Annotated in this window: 16 protein-coding genes; 10 read left to right on the top strand and 6 right to left on the bottom strand. The window is 71.7% G+C overall.

What is annotated here, in order from left to right; genetic code table 11:
- The first annotated feature begins 96 nt into the window (after nucleotides 1-96).
- From ACAX67_RS07530 to ACAX67_RS07515, 4 genes are read left to right on the top strand one after another with little or no spacing between them, the layout of a single operon-like run.
- On the top strand, nucleotides 97-1,365 hold the full coding sequence (locus tag ACAX67_RS07530; protein WP_370703191.1) for a magnesium transporter MgtE N-terminal domain-containing protein: 1,269 nt from the start codon (nucleotides 97-99) through the stop codon (nucleotides 1,363-1,365).
- The gene (locus ACAX67_RS07525; RefSeq protein ID WP_370703190.1) at nucleotides 1,358-1,900 is read left to right on the top strand and encodes a DUF1003 domain-containing protein; all 543 of its coding nucleotides are present in this window, start codon (nucleotides 1,358-1,360) and stop codon (nucleotides 1,898-1,900) included. Before ACAX67_RS07530 ends, ACAX67_RS07525 begins: the two co-directional genes overlap by 8 nt.
- A gap of 34 nt (nucleotides 1,901-1,934) precedes the next feature.
- Nucleotides 1,935-3,110 carry an Mrp/NBP35 family ATP-binding protein gene (locus tag ACAX67_RS07520; RefSeq protein ID WP_370703189.1) on the top strand — a complete coding sequence of 392 codons (1,176 nt, stop codon included), beginning with the start codon at nucleotides 1,935-1,937 and terminating at the stop codon, nucleotides 3,108-3,110.
- Nucleotides 3,111-3,132: 22 nt separating this feature from the next.
- Nucleotides 3,133-3,462, top strand: coding sequence for a sec-independent translocase (locus ACAX67_RS07515; protein ID WP_370703188.1), 330 nt, complete (start codon nucleotides 3,133-3,135; stop codon nucleotides 3,460-3,462).
- 18 nt (nucleotides 3,463-3,480) lie between these two features.
- Here the strand turns inward: ACAX67_RS07515 and ACAX67_RS07510 are convergent, their stop codons facing one another.
- Entirely contained in the window at nucleotides 3,481-4,017 is a 537-nt protein-coding gene (locus ACAX67_RS07510; RefSeq protein ID WP_370703187.1) for a hypothetical protein, read from the bottom strand.
- 102 nt (nucleotides 4,018-4,119) lie between these two features.
- Here ACAX67_RS07510 and ACAX67_RS07505 point away from each other — a divergent pair, with 102 nt between their 5' ends.
- From ACAX67_RS07505 to ACAX67_RS07495, 3 genes are all read left to right on the top strand, one after another.
- Nucleotides 4,120-4,749, top strand: a complete 630-nt coding sequence (locus tag ACAX67_RS07505; RefSeq protein WP_370703186.1) for a LysM peptidoglycan-binding domain-containing protein — start codon at nucleotides 4,120-4,122, stop codon at nucleotides 4,747-4,749.
- 39 nt (nucleotides 4,750-4,788) lie between these two features.
- Nucleotides 4,789-5,295: an Rv3235 family protein gene (locus tag ACAX67_RS07500; RefSeq protein ID WP_370703185.1), complete on the top strand. Its 507-nt coding sequence runs from the start codon at nucleotides 4,789-4,791 to the stop codon at nucleotides 5,293-5,295.
- 103 nt (nucleotides 5,296-5,398) lie between these two features.
- Entirely contained in the window at nucleotides 5,399-6,613 is a 1,215-nt protein-coding gene (locus tag ACAX67_RS07495; protein ID WP_370703184.1) for an SGNH/GDSL hydrolase family protein, read from the top strand.
- A gap of 69 nt (nucleotides 6,614-6,682) precedes the next feature.
- Here the strand turns inward: ACAX67_RS07495 and secA are convergent, their stop codons facing one another.
- Genes secA through ACAX67_RS07475 form a run of 4 tightly spaced genes read right to left on the bottom strand, consistent with a single transcriptional unit; the run spans nucleotide 6,683 to nucleotide 12,288 of the window.
- Nucleotides 6,683-9,556: a preprotein translocase subunit SecA gene (secA, locus tag ACAX67_RS07490; protein ID WP_370703183.1), complete on the bottom strand. Its 2,874-nt coding sequence runs from the start codon at nucleotides 9,554-9,556 to the stop codon at nucleotides 6,683-6,685.
- Between the two features lie 24 nt (nucleotides 9,557-9,580).
- Nucleotides 9,581-9,982 (bottom strand): DUF4233 domain-containing protein, encoded by a 402-nt coding sequence (locus ACAX67_RS07485; protein ID WP_370703182.1) that lies wholly within the window; start codon nucleotides 9,980-9,982, stop codon nucleotides 9,581-9,583.
- Nucleotides 9,979-11,349 carry a bifunctional folylpolyglutamate synthase/dihydrofolate synthase gene (locus tag ACAX67_RS07480; RefSeq protein WP_370703181.1) on the bottom strand — a complete coding sequence of 457 codons (1,371 nt, stop codon included), beginning with the start codon at nucleotides 11,347-11,349 and terminating at the stop codon, nucleotides 9,979-9,981. The genes ACAX67_RS07485 and ACAX67_RS07480 overlap by 4 nt, the downstream gene beginning before the upstream one ends.
- A 51-nt stretch (nucleotides 11,350-11,400) precedes the next feature.
- Entirely contained in the window at nucleotides 11,401-12,288 is an 888-nt protein-coding gene (locus ACAX67_RS07475) for a GNAT family N-acetyltransferase (RefSeq protein ID WP_370703180.1), read from the bottom strand.
- 114 nt (nucleotides 12,289-12,402) lie between these two features.
- Here ACAX67_RS07475 and ACAX67_RS07470 point away from each other — a divergent pair, with 114 nt between their 5' ends.
- From ACAX67_RS07470 to ACAX67_RS07460, 3 genes are read left to right on the top strand one after another with little or no spacing between them, the layout of a single operon-like run.
- Complete coding sequence (locus ACAX67_RS07470) at nucleotides 12,403-14,520, top strand: AfsR/SARP family transcriptional regulator (RefSeq protein ID WP_370703179.1); 2,118 nt, start codon at nucleotides 12,403-12,405, stop codon at nucleotides 14,518-14,520.
- A gap of 46 nt (nucleotides 14,521-14,566) precedes the next feature.
- Entirely contained in the window at nucleotides 14,567-15,436 is an 870-nt protein-coding gene (locus ACAX67_RS07465) for an SPFH domain-containing protein (protein ID WP_370703178.1), read from the top strand.
- 8 nt (nucleotides 15,437-15,444) lie between these two features.
- Nucleotides 15,445-15,654, top strand: a complete 210-nt coding sequence (locus tag ACAX67_RS07460; RefSeq protein WP_370703177.1) for a type II toxin-antitoxin system antitoxin — start codon at nucleotides 15,445-15,447, stop codon at nucleotides 15,652-15,654.
- 8 nt (nucleotides 15,655-15,662) lie between these two features.
- Here ACAX67_RS07460 and metG read toward each other — a convergent pair whose 3' ends face one another.
- On the bottom strand, nucleotides 15,663-17,456 hold the full coding sequence (gene metG, locus ACAX67_RS07455) for a methionine--tRNA ligase (protein ID WP_370703176.1): 1,794 nt from the start codon (nucleotides 17,454-17,456) through the stop codon (nucleotides 15,663-15,665).
- Nucleotides 17,457-17,464 lie beyond the last annotated feature (8 nt).

Below are 17,464 nucleotides of genomic sequence, written 5' to 3'. Positions count from 1 at the left end.
CCCGATAAGTGTCGGAATCCCCGGTCGACCGGGGATTCCTGCATCCGCCGCCGCCACCTCCCCGGCCACACCCCTCCCAGCCGATAACCTCGGACCGTGAGCACCCCCTCCCGCGTCTACGCCGCCCGGCTGGTGGGGCTCCCGATCTTCGACCCGCAGGGCGACCAGGTCGGCAAGGTCCGTGACCTCGTGGTGACGATGCGCACCGAGGGTGCGCAGCCGCGGGTGCTCGGGATGGTGGCGGAGGTCTTCGGTCGCCGGCGGGTGTTCCTGCCGATGACCCGGGTGACCACGATCGACAGCGGCCAGGTCTACACGACCGGCCTGCTCAACATGCGGCGCTTCGAGCAGCGCTCCACGGAGACGCTGGTGATGGGCGAGATGCTCGACCGCACGGTGACCGTGAAGAGCAGCGGGATCACCGGCACCGTGTTCGACGTCGCGATGGAGAAGGCGCGCACGCGCGACTGGGTGCTGAGCCGGGTCGCGGTCCAGGAGCCCGCGAAGGGCCTGCGCCGCCGCGGCCAGACCCACGTCGCGGAGTGGGACGACGTCTCCGGCCTCTCCCGCGCCGACGACCGGCAGGGCGCCACCCACCTGGTCGCGGCCATCAACGACATGCGCCCGGCCGACGCCGCCAGCGTGCTGCACGACCTCCCGGTCGAGCGCCGCAACGCCGTGGCCCTGGCCCTCGACGACGAGCGGCTCGCCGACGTGCTCGAGGAGCTGCCGGAGGAGGACCAGGTCGGGATCCTCGAGCGGCTGGGCACCGAGCGCGCCGCCGACGTCCTCGAGGAGATGTCGGCCGACGACGCGGCCGACCTCATCGCCGACCTCCCGCCCGAGACCGCCGAGGTGCTGCTCCAGCTGATGGAGCCGGACGAGGCCGAGGACGTCCGGCGCCTGATGAAGTACGTCGAGAACACCGCCGGCGGCATGATGACGCCGGAGCCGGTGATCCTCGGGCCCGACGCGACGGTCGCCGACGCCCTCGCCCACGTGCGCAACCCCGAGCTCACCCCTGCTCTCGCCTCGCTCGTCTACGTCTGCCGGCAGCCGCTCGAGTGCCCCACCGGCAAGCTCCTCGGCGTCGCCCACATCCAGCGGCTGCTGCGCGAGCCGCCCTCGACCCTGGTCGCGGGAGCCCTGGACGACGAGCTCGAGGTGCTGCGCCCCGAGGCGACGATCGACCAGGTGGCGGCCCACCTGGCGACGTACAACCTGGTGGCGGCGCCGGTCGTCGACGAGGACCGCCGGCTCATCGGCGCGGTGACCGTCGACGACCTCCTCGACCACATGCTGCCGGCCAACTGGCGCGAGCGGCAGGCGAGCTCCACGGTGTCCAAGGAGATCGGCCGTGGCTGAGCCGCGCCGGACCGGGGACCGGCTCGACACCCCGCGCCAGGTCAAGCGCCAGATCAGCTGGCGGCCGTCCTACGACACCGACTCGTTCGGGGTCTTCGCCGAGCGCTTCGCGCGCTTCATGGGCACCGCCAAGTTCCTCATGTGGATGACGGTCTTCGTCATCATCTGGGTCGTCTGGAACTCGTTCGCGCCCAAGGACTGGCGCTTCGACGAGTACCCGCTGATCTTCCTCACCCTGATCCTGAGCCTGCAGGCGTCGTACGCCGCTCCGCTCATCCTGCTCGCGCAGAACCGCCAGGAGGACCGCGACCGCGTCGTGGCCACCCAGGACCGCGAGGCGGCGACCCGGGCGCACGCCGACATGGAGTTCCTCGCCCGCGAGGTCGCCTCGCTGCGGATGGCGATGGGCGAGGTCGCCACCCGCGACTACCTGCGCTCGGAGCTGCGCACCCTGCTCTCCGAGCTCGAGGAGCGCGACCAGGGGCGCGAGCAGGCCGAGGCGGGCAGTGGGACGTCTCACGAGGGCCGCGAGTAACGGGAGACCACCGGCGCTCCGTAGACTCTCCACGATGAGTACGACGCACGCCCTCCCCACGATCGACCAGGTCAACGCCGCGCTGGCGACCGTCGACGACCCCGAGATCAAGCGCCCGATCACCGACCTCGGCATGGTCGACTCCGTCGAGATCGAGGACGGGGGCGTCGTCAAGGTACGGGTCCTGCTGACCGTCGCCGGATGTCCGCTCAAGGACACCATCAACCGCGACGTGACCGCCGCGGTCACCGCGGTCGAGGGGGTCACCCGCGTGGACCTCGACCTGGGCGTGATGAACGCCGACCAGCGCGGCAGCCTGCACGAGCAGCTGCGCGGCGGCCAGGCACAGCGCGAGATCCCCTTCGCGCAGGCCGGCTCGCTCACCAAGGTGTTCGCGATCGCCAGCGGCAAGGGCGGCGTCGGCAAGTCGTCGGTCACGGTCAACCTGGCCATCGCGCTGGCGAAGGCCGGCCGCAAGGTGGGCGTCGTCGATGCCGACATCTACGGCCACTCGGTCCCCGCGATGCTCGGCGTCGCCGACTCGCGTCCCACCCAGGTCGAGGACCTGATCATGCCGGTCCCGACCCCCAGCGGCGTCTCGGTGATCTCCGTCGGCATGCTCAAGCCGAAGCGCGACCAGGTCATCGCGTGGCGCGGCCCGATGCTCGACCGGGCGCTCGTGCAGATGCTGTCCGACGTCTACTGGGGCGACCTCGACGTCCTGCTCCTCGACCTGCCGCCGGGCACCGGCGACATCGCGATCTCCCTCGGCCAGCACCTGCCCGGCGCTGAGGTCGTCGTGGTGACCACGCCGCAGGAGGCCGCCGCGGAGGTCGCCGAGCGCGCCGGCACGATGGCCTCGATGATGCACCAGCGCGTCGTCGGCGTCGTGGAGAACATGAGCTACCTGCCCTGCCCGCACTGCACCGCCGAGGGCAAGGACCACCGCCTGGACGTGTTCGGCTCCGGCGGCGGCGAGCGGGTCGCGGCGACCCTGTCGCAGCGGTTCGGGTACGACGTGCCGGTCCTCGGCAGCGTGCCCCTCGACATCTCGTTGCGGGAGGGCGGCGACGCCGGCAAGCCGATCGTCGAGGCCGACCCCACCGCGCCGGCAGCGGCAGCACTCGCCGCGATCGCCGACCGGCTCGACGGCCGGGGCCGCGGGCTCGCGGGCATGCAGCTCGGCCTCACTCCGAGCAACAAGTTCTGATCGGCTAGCGGGGCGGCGGACGATGTTCGGCATCGGGTTCGGTGAGCTCGTCGTCATCGTCTTCCTGGCCGTCCTCGTCTTCGGACCCGACCGGCTCCCCGAGCTGGCCAAGCAGGCCGGGCAGTTCGTGCGGAAGCTGCGCGGCTTCGCCAACAACGCCCGCGACGAGCTGCGCGCCGAGCTCGGCCCGGAGTACGCCGACCTCGAGCTGCGCGACCTCGACCCCCGCACGATCGTGCGCAAGCACATCGCCGAGGTGCTGGCCGAGGACGATCCGGTGGTGGAGGCGCGCTCGAAGGGCCGGCCGCTGGCGACGGGCGAGCTGCCGCCGTACGACCGCGACGCGACCTGAGCCGACCGCAGCCTGCGCTCAGGCGCGCGACTGGGCCGCGGCGAGCGCGGTGAAGGGCACGAGGATCGTGCGGCGGTCGTCACCCTCGACGAGCTCGCAGAAGTCCGCGCCGACCCGGCGCAGCGTGCCCTCGTGACGGGACCCGTCGCGCAGGTGGAGCAGGCAGCGCTCCCCGGCCTCGGCGATGCGTCGCAGCGCCGAGCCGAGCCCGAGCCGGGTCAGCGGTGACCAGGCGACCTCCGGGATCGACCGCACCGAGGCGCGCTCCACGGTCGTCACCGCGTCGGCACTGACCACCCAGTCGTGCTGGCCGGCGGCGAGCAGCAGCCACTCGCCGGCGACCCGGTCGACGGTGCCGGTCACCGGGCCGACGCCGGTGACGCCGATGACGACCTCGGTGCCGACGGAGGCCATCAGGCGGCTGGCCAGGGTGACGGTCTGGTACTCGGCACGACTCCGGTCCGCGTGCTCGGCGCCGCGCTCGACCGCCGCGAGGGTGCCGGCCTGCCCCTCGAGGTCGTCGAAGAGCGCGAACAGCTCGTCCTCCCAGCTCATGGCCCCACCCCATCACATCGAGCCTGTGGAACGCATGTTGACTCTCTCGCTGAACGCACGCAGACTGACGCAAACGTTAGCAAACACATAGATCCTGGGGGGATGATGGTTGCGACGCGTCGCCTGATCCGTCTGCGGAGCGCGGGCCTGTGGCTCGCCACCACCGCGGTCGCACTCGGCGTTGCCGTGGTCGCCCTCCCCGCGACGCTCGCGCCGGCGGACGGCGGGTTCGTCGGCCTGCTCGTCAGGTGCTGCTCCGCAGCCGCCCTGGCGACCGCGACGTGGCTGTGGGTGCTCACCACCGAGGTGGTCGCGAAGGTGCTGGTCGCAGGGGGTGGCGGCAGCGTCGTCGTACGCCGGGCGGATGGGGTGCGCCTGCTCCTGCTGGCCACCTGCGGCGTGGTGGCCCTGGCCGGCCCCGCGTCGGCCACCGGCCCCGGGCACCACGACGACCGTCCCGCGATCGGCGCGCCCGCGCTGGCCGGCCTGCCGCTGCCCGACCGCGCCACCAGCGAGGTGTCCCGGGCGCCCGTGCCGTCGTCGCGCTCGCACCGGGTGCGTCCCGGCGACTCGTTGTGGGCGATCGCCGAGCAGCGGCTCGGCCCGACGGCCGACACCGGCGACGTCGTCGCCTACTGGCATCGCATCTACTCCCGCAACGCAGCGGTGATCGGACCGGACCCCGACCTGATCCTGCCCGGCCAGCTGCTGGAGCTCCCGCCCCTGCGCTGACCACCCGTCCCGTCACAGAGTCCGCTCGAGGAGGACCGCATGACCACCACGCTCCACCCGCTCATGGGTGTCAGGCTCCCTGTGCCCGTCGCCGCCACGCAGGGCACGCTCGCGCTCGCCCTGCTCCCCCGCAGCTCGCCGCCCGAGCCGTGCGGCGACGGTCGCGCCGGCGCGACGGTCGTCGCGATCGACCGCCGGCAACGCGCGGTCGTCGAGGAGTGGGCCCGGCGCTTCAGCCAGGCCGCCGTCGAGATCGTCGGCGGCGACCGGCCCGCCTCCCAGCTGCTCCGCTGGACCACACCGACGGTGTACGACGACCTGCGCCGACGCGCGCGCCTCGTGGCTCGTGCCGGTGGTCACCAGCCCGGCCTGGCCCGGGTGCAACCGGTCCGGCCGCGCGTCGCGAGCGTGCGCACCTGCTTCGTGCGACCCGATGCCGTCGAGGCGGCGATCCACCTGCGCTACGGCCAGCGCTCGCGCGCGGTGGCGGCGCGCTTCGAGCGGATCGAGCAGCGATGGGTCTGCACCGCGCTCGACTTCTCGTGATCGGTGACGCGAGCCGAAGATCTTCCCTTCTGTGACCGCCGTCACTATCGTCGGCGCGGGTCCGTGCGGACCCCGGGGAGGGAAGACCCGAGGAGACCACTGCATGATCCGCACGCTCAGATCGACCGTCCTTGCCGCCGCCACCCTCGCCGCCGCCTCGTTGCTGGCGCCGCTCCCCGCTCCGGCCGCCCACGCCGACGGACCCGGCTCCGGCACCCCGTGGGTGGTGTCGGTCGGCGACTCCTACATCTCCGGCGAGGCCGGACGCTGGGCCGGGTCGTCGAACTCCGACAGCAACCGGGCCGACGCCACCGGCTCGACGACGTACTACGACAACGCGTCGGGCACCGGCGAGCAGATCGAGCGCTGCCACCGCAGCAAGAGCGCGGAGATCCACATCGGCGGCGGCGTCAACAGCCTCAACCTGGCCTGCTCCGGAGCGAAGACCGCCACCGCGACCGGCACGTACTTCAAGCCCGGCCTCGACTTCTACTCCGGCACCGCCGGTGTGGGCCAGGCTCGGGCCCTGCAGACCTTCGCCACGACCCACAACGTGAGGATGGTCGTGGTCAGCATCGGCGGCAACGACTTCAACTTCGCCGACGTCGTGCAGTCGTGCGTGACCGACTTCCTGACCTCGCCGTCGTGGTGGCCCGACTACTGCAAGGACGACAGCAGCGTCACGGCCAACTTCACCAGCAGCAACGTCAGCGCCGTGAAGACCCGCATCGCCGGGGCCCTCACCAACGTGAGGACGGCCATGCGCAACGCCGGCTACGCCGACACGCAGTGGACGATGCTGGTCCAGACCTACCCGAGCCCGATCCCCAACGGCTCGGGTTTCCGCTACAGCCAGAGCGGCTACACACGCCAGAGCACGGGCGGCTGCGGCTTCTGGAACACCGACGCCGACTGGGCCAACAGCACCGCCCTGCCGACCATCAACAACACGGTCACCGGGGCCGTCACGCAGGCCGGCATCAGCAATGCGAAGGTGCTCAACCTGGCCAGCACGTTCAACGGCCGCCGCCTCTGCGAGTCCGGGGTCGGCCTCTACGAGGAGGTCGGCATCGCCGGCTGGACCTCGAGCGGCGCCGTCGACCGGACCGAGTGGGTCAACCAGATCCGCACGGTCTCGACCTGCTGCTCCAGCAGCCCCTACTACATCCAGGAGTCGCTGCACCCCAACTACTGGGGCCAGCTCGCGGTCCGGTCGTGCGTGCGCCAGGCCTACAACGCCGGCGTACCGAAGGGCGGCGCCTGCACCCGCACCGGCACCGGCCTGCTCAACGGCGAGCCGCGCATGACCCGGCAGTAGTCGACCCCCGGGGACCGCGAAGGCCGCGGTCGGGCTCCAGCCCGGCCGCGGCCTTCGTGCGTCGTGAGCTCAGCCGTTGATGCGTGCGGTGAGGCCGCTCGGACCACCCGGGGCACCGTGGCAGCGCTTGTACTTCTTGCCGGAGCCGCACGGGCACAGCTGGTTGCGGCCGACCTCGGAGTCGTCGCTGGTGACCGTGGTGCCGGTGACCTCGGGCTCACCCGTGACGTCGCTGGGCGCCGAGTAGGACAGGATCTCCGGCTGCTTGGGCACGTCGAGCCCCTTGGCCTTGATGTTGGGCGCAGCAGCCTTGAGCTGGGCCGAGATCGCGGCGAGGTCGGGGCCGTCGGTGCCGAGGCCGACGGGCGGCTCGGCGAGCGCACCCTCGTGCATCGGACCCTCGTGACGGCTGCCGTCGGGGTGGTAGTGGAACTGCGGCTCGTCCTCTTCGACCTGGACCTCCAGGTTGAAGAGGAAGCCGACGGTCTCCTCCTTGATGCCGTCCATCATCGCGGCGAACATGTCGTAGCCCTCGCGCTGGTACTCGACCAGCGGGTCGCGCTGGGAGTACGCACGGAGGTAGATGCCCTCGCGGAGGTAGTCCATCTCGTAGAGGTGCTCGCGCCACTTGCGGTCGAGCACCGAGAGGAGCACGCGCCGCTCGAGCTCGCGCATGACCTCCTCGCCGACCTCCTCCTCGCGGTTGTCGTAGGCCGCGTGCGCGTCCGCCTTGAGCCGCTCGATGAGGTCGTCCTTGTGGAGTGCGGCGTGGTCGCCGATCTCCTTCTGGGTCTCCTCCAGCGAGAGCGAGACCGGCCAGAACTGCTTGAGGTCGGTCCAGAGCTGCTCGAGGTCCCACTCCTCGGAGTACTGGTCGAGGGAGCCCTCGACGAAGCCGGTGACGACGTCGTCGATGAAGGTGCGGATCTGCTCCTCGAGGTCGACGCCCTCGAGGACCTCGCGACGCTCGCCGTAGATGACCTTGCGCTGCCGGTCCATCACGTCGTCGTACTTCAGGACGTTCTTGCGCGACTCGAAGTTCTGCGACTCGACCTGGCCCTGGGCGTTGGCGATCGCGTTGGTGACGCGCTTGTTCTCGATCGGGACGTCGTCCGGGATCTTGAGCATGACGAGCACGCGGTCGACCCAGTCGGACTTGAAGAGCCGCATGAGCTCGTCCTGCAGCGACAGGTAGAAGCGGGACTCGCCCGGGTCGCCCTGGCGGCCGGAACGACCGCGGAGCTGGTTGTCGATGCGGCGCGACTCGTGGCGCTCGGTGCCGATGACGTAGAGGCCCCCGACCTCGCGGACCTCGTCGTGCTCGGTCGCGACCTGCTCCTTGATCTTCTCGAGCATCGCGGGCCACGCGGCGTCGTACTGCTCGGCGGTCTCGCCCGTCGGCTCCAGGCCCTGCTTGCGCAGCTCCTGGTCGGCGAGGAACTCCACCGAGCCGCCGAGCATGATGTCGGTGCCTCGACCGGCCATGTTGGTGGCGACCGTCACGGCGCCCTTGTGCCCTGCCAGCGCGACGATCTTCGCCTCCTCCGCGTGCACCTTCGCGTTGAGGACGGAGTGGGCGACACCGCGCTTGGTCAGCTGCTGGTGGAGGTACTCGGACTTCTCGACCGAGACCGTGCCGACGAGGACCGGCTGGCCCTTGGCGTGCCGCTCGACGATGTCCTCGACGACGGCTTCGTACTTCGCCTCCTCGGTGCGGTAGACGAGGTCGGGCATGTCCTTGCGCTGCATCGGCTTGTTGGTCGGGATCGGCACCACGCCGAGGCTGTAGATCTTGTCGAACTCCGAGGCCTCGGTCAGCGCCGTGCCCGTCATGCCGGAGAGCTTGTCGTAGAGGCGGAAGTAGTTCTGCAGGGTGACGGTGGCGAGGGTCTGGTACTCCTCGCGGACGGTCACGCCCTCCTTGGCCTCGATCGCCTGGTGGAGACCGTCGTTGTAGCGACGCCCCGCCAGCATGCGGCCGGTGTGCTCGTCGACGATGAGCACCTCGCCGTTCATGACGACGTACTCCTTGTCGTTGCGGAACAGCTCCTTGGCCTTGATGGAGTTGTGGAGGAACGAGATGAGCGGGGTGTTGGCCGCCTCGTAGAGGTTCTCGATGCCGAGGTGGTCCTCGACGCGCGTGATGCCGGGCTCGAGGACCGAGATCGTGCGCTTCTTCTCGTCGACCTCGTAGTCCTCGTCCTTGGTGAGCTTCTGGGCGATCTTCGCGAACTCGCCGTACCACTTCACCTCGTCCTGCGTCGGACCGCTGATGATGAGCGGGGTCCGCGCCTCGTCGATGAGGATCGAGTCGACCTCGTCGACGATCGCGTAGTTGTGGCCGCGCTGGACGCACTCCTCGATCGACCCGGCCATGTTGTCGCGCAGGTAGTCGAAGCCGAGCTCGTTGTTGGTGCCGTAGGTGATGTCGCAGGCGTAGGCCACGCGCCGGTCGGCGGGCCGCATGTGCGGCAGGATCACGCCGGTCGTGAGGCCGAGGAAGTGGTGGATGCGACCCATCCACTCCGCGTGGTACTTCGCCAGGTAGTCGTTGACGGTGACGACGTGGACGCCGTTGCCCTCCAGGGCGTTGAGGTACGACGGCAGCGTGGCCACGAGGGTCTTGCCCTCGCCGGTCTTCATCTCCGCGATGTTGCCCATGTGGAGCGCCGCGCCGCCCATGATCTGCACGTCGTAGTGCCGCTGGCCGATCACCCGCTTCGCCGCCTCGCGGACGGTCGCGAACGCCTCCGGCATGAGGTCGTCCAGGGTCTCCCCGTCGGCGAGCCGCTTGCGGAACTCGTCGGTCATCCCCTGCAGCTCGGCGTCGCTCATCGCGACGAAGTCGTCCTCGATGGCGTTGACGGCCTTCGCGACCGCCTCGAGCTGGCGGAGGATCTTGCCCTCTCCGATACGGAGGAGCTTGTCGATGATCACTGGCACGGCCGCAACTCTACCTAGCGGTCTCTACACGTCCGATTCGCGCTCGATCTCGCTCGTGTGGTCGACCGGACCGGGACTCTCCTCGGCAGCGGCGAACGCCTCCGCCCGCTCCCGCTCGATCTTGCGGCCGACACCGTAGGCGGATCCCCAGAGCAGCGCGAAGATCGGGCCGAGCACGAACATGAAGGGCACGAGCAGGCCCAGCGCGACGGAGGCGACCTGGACCAGGTGACCGAGCCAGTAGCCCCACGCCGTGCGCAGGGACCCGGCCGCGACGAGGCAGACCGCCGCGAGGCCCAACCCGATCGGGAGCGCCGTGCCGGGTGCGACGTCGGCGATCACGATCATCACCGGGGTGGTGAGGCCCAGGATGATCGCCTGCATCGACAGCACGGCCGCGCACAGCGACCGCTTCGCCGACGTCATCGGCGACCCCCCAGCAGGGCCCGCGCCTCGCCGACGGTGACGACCGAGCCGGTGACCAGCACCGCGCCCGTCGACAGCGCGTCGCCCGCGCCGGCCTCGGCGAGCGCGGCCGCGTGCTCGATCGCGTCCGCCAGCCGCGGCACGACGGTGACGCGGTCCTCGCCGAAGACCTCGATCGCGGTCGCGCCGAGCTCCTCGGCGGGCATCGCGCGCGCGGTGGAGTTCTGGGTGACGACCGCGTGGGTCAGGTGCGGCTCGAACGCGGCGAGCAGGCCCTCGGCGTCCTTGTCGCCCATCACGCCGAAGACGCCGACCAGCGGGTCGAACCGGAAGGAGTCCTCGAGCGCAGCGGCCGTCGCCTCCGCCCCTGCGGGGTTGTGGGCGGCGTCGAGCACGATCGTCGGGCTGCGGCGCACGATCTCCAGCCGGCCCGGCGAGGTCGCGCCGGCGAAGGCCTCGCGGACCACCTCGTCGGACAGCGGCTCGCTGCCGCCGAGCAGCGCCTCCACCGCGGCGAGCGCGGTGGCGGCGTTCTGCGCCTGGTGGGCGCCGTAGAGCGGCAGGAACAGCTCGTCGTACTGCCCGCGCAGGCCGCGGATGCTCACCGACTGGCCGCCCACAGCGGGCACGCGGGTGACGACGCCGTACTCCAGGCCCTCGCGCACGACGGTCGCACCCACCTCGGCCGCCCGGCGCAGCAGCACCGCGGCCACCTCCACGGACTGCTGGGCGAGGACGGCGACGGCGCCCTCCTTGATGATGCCGGCCTTCTCCTCCGCGATCTCCGCGGGCGTGGTGCCGAGGTAGTTGGCGTGGTCCAGCGCGATCGGCGTGACGACGGCGACGTCGCCGTCGATGACGTTGGTGGCGTCCCACGAGCCGCCCATCCCGACCTCGACGACCGCGACGTCGACCGGGGCGTCCGCGAAGGCGGCGCAGGCCATGCCGACGATGGTCTCGAAGAAGGAGAGCGGGTGGGACTCCGAGGCGTCGACCAGGTGCGTGTAGGGCGCGATGTCGTTGAAGGCCCGCACGAACGCCTCGTCGTCGAGCGGCTCGCCGTCGACGCTGATGCGCTCGGACATCCGCTCGACGTGCGGGCTGGTGAACCGGCCCGTGCGCAGGTCGTGCGCACGCAGCAGCGCGTCGATCATCCGCGCCGTCGACGTCTTGCCGTTGGTGCCGGTCAGGTGGATCGACCGGTAGGTGCGCTGCGGGTCGCCGAGCAGCTCGGTGAAGGCGCGGATCCGGTCGAGCGACGGCTCGAGCCGGGTCTCGGGCCAACGGCTCAGCAGGGCGTCCTCGGCCTCGGCGAAGGTGGCAGCGGGGCGCGGGGCTTGCTCAGGAGCATCTGGGGTGTCGGTCATCGCGCTCGAAGTCTAGGAGCCTCCGCGCCCGCACCCCCGATCGCTCCCCGATCAGCCGATGGTGTGGTCGGCCATGTCGACCACCGGCTCGAAGCCCAGGGCGAGGTAGATCCGGTTCGAGGTCGGGTTGGCCTGGTCGGTGAAGAGGATGACCCGACTCCCGCTGTCGCGGAACAGCCGCGACACCTCGGCGACCGCTGCACTGGCGTAGCCGCGGCCCCGGTGCTCCTTCGGCGTGTAGACCGGGCCGACGCGAGCCACGCCGAAGGCGGGCGGGTTCGCGGCGGTGAGGTGGACCGGCCGGTCGGCGTCGTCGGCCCACATCCAGACCGTGCCGCCGTCGATCCGGAGCCTGATGTCCTCGATCGAGATGCCCTCGTCACGGTGCCCGTGCCCCGTGTGCCCGGCCTGCTCGTCCGCGTCGACGTGGAAGCGCCGGAACCAGTCGAGCACCAGGTCGGCCTCGACGTCGTACGCCGGGCGGAGCCGGCCGGGCACCGGCCGCGCCGGCACGAGGGTGCCGAGCTCGAAGAGGCGCATGTGCATGCTCACCTCGACCGCGGCACCGGTGCGCTCCGCGACCCGGTCGGCGACCATCCTGGCCGCAGGAAGCGCCCCGTTGGCGCCGCCGACCTCCTCGCCCCGGTCGACCAGCGCGTCGGCCAGCGCGACGGCCGCTCCCTCCGGCATCCCGAGCACGTAGAGCGGGTACGGCGGGAAGGGCGCGGTCCGCATCGCGACTCCCGCGACCGCACCCGCGTCGTCGGTGACCACCGCGAACCAGGAGTACGGCGTCGTCGCCGTCCCGGCGCGCACCAGCCGCTCCGCGGAGGTCGCCACGACCGTCGAGGTCACCGGATCGGTGGCCAGGTGCGCGCCCGCCCGCTCCAGGAACCGGGCCGGGTCGTCCTCGAACGCGACGGCGAAGGGGCCTCCCATGCGCCAGAGGGTCACATCGCGCGTTGGGTAAAGGCAACCGGATTCCACCCGCGAGCGGCTCCCGACCGGTCTAGTCTCCTAGGCGTTCGAAGCCCCACAGGACGGACGGGTGTCGTGCCGAAAGACGGCTCCAGGCTCTCCTCGCCCGCAGCAACGCCGGCGCAGGCCGCGGTCGCGCTCGCCGTCGACCACAGCGACGCCCTCGTCGGCGGCACGCGCCGCGACCTCCTCGAGCTCGCCGCCGCGTCCCGCCACGAGATCCTCGCCCACGGGGAGGTGCTCCCGATGGCGCTCGCCTGGCGGGTCGGCACCGCCCACCACTACCGCGGGGAGTACCCCCTCGCGCTCGCGTGGTTCGAGGCCGCCGCCGGCGACGCGGCGGCCACTCCCGTCGACCGGGCGCGCTTCCTCGCCGGCCACGCGTCGGTGCTCTGGGCCCAGGGGCACGCCGATGGCGGACGGGAGCTGGCCGACCTGGCCATGGCGGTCGCGGAGGAGTCCGGCGACGAAGGAGCCCTCGGCGCCGCATGGGTCGCGAACGGCCTCGTCCACGCCCACGCGGGCGACCGGTCGGCGAACCTGCTGGCCTACGAGAAGGCACTCGCGCACGCCGAGCGCGCCGGTGACGCGCTCACCGTGGTGCGGGTCCGCAACAACCTGGGGTCCCGGCACGTCGAGGCCGGCCGCTTCCGGCAGGCGCTCGACGAGCTCGACCTCGCCGTCGCCGTCGCCGAGGACCACCCGGTCGGGCTGGCCAGCGCGATGGTGAGCGTCAACCGCGCCGAGGCACTCCTCGGTCTGGGGCGCCTCGACGAGGCCGTCGGCGAGATCGCCATCGCGACCGAGCAGTTCCGCCGGGCGCAGGCGGCCCACCTGCTCGCGTTCGCGCTGCTGCTCGAGGGCGACGCGCACCGGGTGCGGGGCAACGCCACGCGGGCGCACGCGAAGTACCGCGAGGCGGTCGAGCGCGCCGAGGCTGCTGACAACGCCCAGGTCCTCGGACCCGCCCTCGCCGGGCTTGCGGAGACCGTCGTCGCCGACGACCCCGCCGCCGCCCGCGCGCATGCCAAGCGCGCCCTCGACCAGCCCCACACGGTGGGCGACGTGGTGAGCCTGCGCGCCGCCGGTTGGATCGCGCTCGCCCAGGGCGATCTCGAGGGCGCCGAGGTGCTGGCGACCCGGGCCCTGGCCGAGGCGGGCAGGCGCGACCAGCTCGCCGAGCTCGCCGATGCCCTGGAGCTGCGCGCCCTCATCCGCTGGACCACCAACGGGGACGTCCATGCCGCCCTCGGCCAGCTCGCGGAGGCCGCCGACGCGTGGCGCGAGGTCGGCAGTGCGATCCGCTGTGCGATCAACCGGATGGTCACGGCGCGGCTCTCGGGGGACCGCGGCGCCGAGGCGGCCGGCCGCCAGGCGCTCGACGCGCTCGGTGTGCGCGCCGACGCCGACCGCATCGCAGGACCGCTCCACGTGCTCGGGCCCGCGGCCGCGCCGGCCGTGGCGATCCGCACGTTCGGCACCTTCGCCGTCTCCGTTGGCGGCACGACCGTCCCCACGTCGTCGTGGCCGTCGCGCAAGAGCCGCCAGCTGGTGCAGGTGCTGGCCGCCCGCCGCGGACGCCCGATGAACCGGGACGCACTCGCCGACCTGCTCTGGCCCGGTGTCGAGGACACCTCCGGGCGGCTCTCCGTCGCGCTCTCGACGGCGCGCGCCGTGCTCGATCCCGGGCGCGAGCACGACGCGGACCGCTACCTGGCGGCGGATCGCAGCCACGCCCGGCTCGACCCGACGACCGTGAGCATCGACATCGTGGAGTTCGAGCGCATCGCACGCGCCGGCATCGAGGCGGCGCGCACCGGGTCGGCCGACGCCGTACCGCTCCTGCAGGCCGCGGCCTCCCTTCACCCGGCCCCGTTCCTCGCCGACGAGACGCAGGTCGACGACTGGGCCGGAGCCACGGCGGCCGAGATGGGACGCCTCGCGGTCGACGTGAAGCGGGCGCTCGCCGGACAGCTGGTGACCGCCGGCGAGACCGAGCGCGCCGTCGGCTGGCTGATGGCCGTCCTGGCCGACGACCCGTACGACGAGCCGACCCACCTCGACCTGGTGCGGGTCCTCGCCGGCGCCCGCCGTCATGGCGAGGCCCGGCGCGCCCACCGGGCCTACGTGGCGCGGATGGCCGAGCTGGAGATCGACCCGACGCCGTACCCCAGGGCCTCCTCGATAAAGTGATATCAGGTTGATATAGTGCGAGCCCCGCCTCACGAAGGAGCTCGCCATGGCCCTCACCGAACGCCCCACGCGCACCGTCCCCGGTCTTCCGATGCTCGGGCTGGCCGTCGTCCTCGGCCTCGGGGCGTTCCTCTCCCTGGCGCTGTCCGAGGCCAGCCCCGCCCTGGCCGCCGTCCTCTTCGTGGTGCTCGGCCTCGCCGCCCTGCTCACCCTGATCGGGCTCACGGTCGTCGCGCCCGGGCAGGCGCGGGTCCTGCAGTTCCTCGGCCGCTACACGGGCACCGTGCGGGAGTCCGGGCTGCAGTGGGTGAACCCGTTCACCACCCGGCACAAGATCTCGACGCGGATCCGCAACCACGAGACCCGCACGACGAAGGTCAACGACAAGGACGGCAACCCGATCGAGATGGCCGCGGTCGTGGTGTGGCAGGTCGCCGACACCGCTGCGGCCGTCTTCGAGGTCGACAACTTCGAGGCGTTCGTCGCGATCCAGACCGACACCGCCGTCCGGCACATCGCCGGCCAGTACCCCTACGACTCCCACGGCGAGGGCGAGCTCTCGCTGCGCGACAACGCCGACGAGATCACCGAGCGGCTCGCGATCGAGATCGGCGAGCGGGTCACGTCCGCAGGCGTGCGGGTGATCGAGGCGCGGCTGACCCACCTCGCCTATGCGCCGGAGATCGCGCAGGCCATGCTGCGTCGCCAGCAGGCCAACGCGGTCGTCGCCGCCCGCCAGCGCATCGTCGAGGGCGCCGTCGGGATGGTGGAGCTCGCTCTCAACAAGCTCGCGGAGAACGACGTGGTGCAGCTCGACGAGGAGCGCAAGGCCGCGATGGTCAGCAACCTGCTGGTGGTGCTCTGCGGGGACCGCGACACCCAACCGGTCGTCAACACGGGATCGCTCTACGCCTGAGTGCCCCGATGCCCACGTCGCGCCCGGACCGCAAGCAGGTGCTGCTCCGGCTCGACCCGGCAGTGCACGACGCGCTCGCGCGGTGGGCCGCCGACGAGCTGCGCAGCACCAACGCCCAGCTGGAGTTCCTGCTCCGCCGGGCGCTGGCGGACGCCGGCCGGCTCCCCGACGGGGTGGGCCGGATCCGCAAGGCCGGCCGCCCCCCGAAGGAGCGGTGAGCCCGGCCTCAGGCGCCGAGGCGCCCGAGCTCCTCGTCGATGATCGCGACGTCGAGCTTGGTGAAGATCGGGGTGGGCTTGCCGACGGGGGTGCCCGGCACGATCGGGTGGCGGCGCCACTCGGGGAAGTCGGAGTACTCCCCCGTGATGATCGGGTACGGCGCCCCGCCGTCGAGGTCCTCGACCTCCTCGATGCGCGGCATCGGCGCGATCGCGCCGGCGCCACCGAGGGCCTTGTCGACCTCGTTGGCCGAGAACGGCAGGAAGGGCGACAGCACCAGGTTGAGGTCGGCGACGCACTGCGCCGCGACGTGCAGGATCGTCGCGAGCCGCTCGCGCTCGTCCTCCCCCTTCAGCTTCCACGGCTCGTGGTCGGAGACGTACTTGTTGACCTCGCCGACCGCGCGCATCGCCTCGCCGATCGCCTGCCGCATCCGGTTGCGGCCGATGAGGTCGCCCACCGCCGCGAAGGCGGCCTCGGTGGCATCGAGCACCTGCTGGTCCTCCGCCGTCAGCGCGCCCGCAGCGGGCAGCTCGCCGAAGTTCTTGTGGATCAGGTTGGCCGTGCGGTTGACCAGGTTGCCCCAGCCCGCGACCAGCTCGTCGTTGGTACGGCGGACGAACTCGGCCCAGGTGAAGTCGCTGTCCTGGTTCTCCGGACCGGCAGCGGCGACGAAGTAGCGGAACGCGTCGGGCTGGTAGCGGCTCAGCAGGTCGCGCACGTAGATGACGACCTTCTTCGAGGAGGAGAACTTCTTCCCCTCCATCGTGAGGAACTCCGAGCTGACGACCTCGGTCGGGAGGTTGAGCTCGCCGTACTCCCGAGGCTTGCCGCCGCGCGCGCCCTTGCCGTTGTAGGCGAGCAGCTCGGCGGGCCAGATCTGGCTGTGGAAGGTGATGTTGTCCTTCCCCATGAAGTAGTAGGAGAGGGCCGAGGGGTCGTTCCACCACTCGCGCCAGCGCTCCGGGGCACCTTGACGGCGCGCCCACTCGATCGACGCGGAGAGGTAGCCGATCACGGCGTCGAACCAGACGTAGAGCTTCTTGGTGGGGTTCTCGCGCCAGCCGTCGACCGGGATCGTGATGCCCCAGTCGATGTCGCGGGTCATCGCGCGCGGCCGGATCTCCTCGAGGATGTTCTTGGAGAAGCGGATGACGTTGGGCCGCCACAGCCCGGTCGCCTCGCGACCGTCCAGCCACTCCCCGAGGGCGTCGGCCAGCGCGGGCAGGTCGAGGAAGAAGTGCTGGGTCTCGACGAACTCCGGGACCTCGCCGTTGATGCGGCTGCGCGGGTTCTTCAGGTCCTGCGGGTCGAGCTGGTTGCCGCAGTTGTCGCACTGGTCGCCGCGCGCCCCGTCGTAGCCGCAGATCGGGCAGGTGCCCTCGATGTAGCGGTCGGGCAGGGTGCGGCCGGTCGACGGCGAGATCGCGCCGTAGGTCGTCTGCTCGAGGAAGTAGCCGTTGTCGTAGACCCCGAGGAAGAGCTCCTGCACCACCGCCTCGTGGTTGCGCGTGGTGGTGCGGGTGAAGAGGTCGTAGGTCAGCCCGAGAGCGACGAAGTCCTCGACGATCAGCCGGTGGTTGCGGTCGACGAGCTCCTGGGGGCTGATCCCCTCCTCGTCGGCGGCGATCAGCATCGGCGTGCCGTGCTCGTCGGAGCCCGACACCATGAGCACGTCGTGACCGGCCATCCGCAGGTAGCGGGAGAACACGTCGGAGGGCACGCCGAAACCGGCCACGTGGCCGATGTGGCGCGGGCCGTTGGCGTAGGGCCAGGCGACGGCGGACAGGACTCGGCTCATGCCGTGAA

Origin of the sequence: Nocardioides candidus, assembly GCF_041321175.1 — a bacterium.
Lineage (GTDB): Bacteria > Actinomycetota > Actinomycetes > Propionibacteriales > Nocardioidaceae > Nocardioides.
Note: the sequence above shows the minus strand (reverse complement) of the source record. Positions and strands in the feature narration are given on the sequence as shown.

What these genes read in the sequence shown, in the direction of transcription:
- ACAX67_RS07500 (WP_370703185.1), top strand. Translation starts at nt 4,789, where the DNA reads ATGACCACCACGCTCCACCCGCTCATGGGTGTCAGGCTCCCTGTGCCC.
- ACAX67_RS07475 (WP_370703180.1), bottom strand. Translation starts at nt 12,288, where the DNA reads ATGGGAGGCCCCTTCGCCGTCGCGTTCGAGGACGACCCGGCCCGGTTC.
- ACAX67_RS07485 (WP_370703182.1), bottom strand. Translation starts at nt 9,982, where the DNA reads ATGACGTCGGCGAAGCGGTCGCTGTGCGCGGCCGTGCTGTCGATGCAG.
- ACAX67_RS07505 (WP_370703186.1), top strand. Translation starts at nt 4,120, where the DNA reads ATGATGGTTGCGACGCGTCGCCTGATCCGTCTGCGGAGCGCGGGCCTG.
- ACAX67_RS07460 (WP_370703177.1), top strand. Translation starts at nt 15,445, where the DNA reads ATGCCCACGTCGCGCCCGGACCGCAAGCAGGTGCTGCTCCGGCTCGAC.
- ACAX67_RS07520 (WP_370703189.1), top strand. Translation starts at nt 1,935, where the DNA reads ATGAGTACGACGCACGCCCTCCCCACGATCGACCAGGTCAACGCCGCG.
- ACAX67_RS07465 (WP_370703178.1), top strand. Translation starts at nt 14,567, where the DNA reads ATGGCCCTCACCGAACGCCCCACGCGCACCGTCCCCGGTCTTCCGATG.
- ACAX67_RS07495 (WP_370703184.1), top strand. Translation starts at nt 5,399, where the DNA reads ATGATCCGCACGCTCAGATCGACCGTCCTTGCCGCCGCCACCCTCGCC.
- metG (WP_370703176.1), bottom strand. Translation starts at nt 17,456, where the DNA reads ATGAGCCGAGTCCTGTCCGCCGTCGCCTGGCCCTACGCCAACGGCCCG.
- ACAX67_RS07510 (WP_370703187.1), bottom strand. Translation starts at nt 4,017, where the DNA reads ATGAGCTGGGAGGACGAGCTGTTCGCGCTCTTCGACGACCTCGAGGGG.
- ACAX67_RS07515 (WP_370703188.1), top strand. Translation starts at nt 3,133, where the DNA reads ATGTTCGGCATCGGGTTCGGTGAGCTCGTCGTCATCGTCTTCCTGGCC.
- ACAX67_RS07480 (WP_370703181.1), bottom strand. Translation starts at nt 11,349, where the DNA reads ATGACCGACACCCCAGATGCTCCTGAGCAAGCCCCGCGCCCCGCTGCC.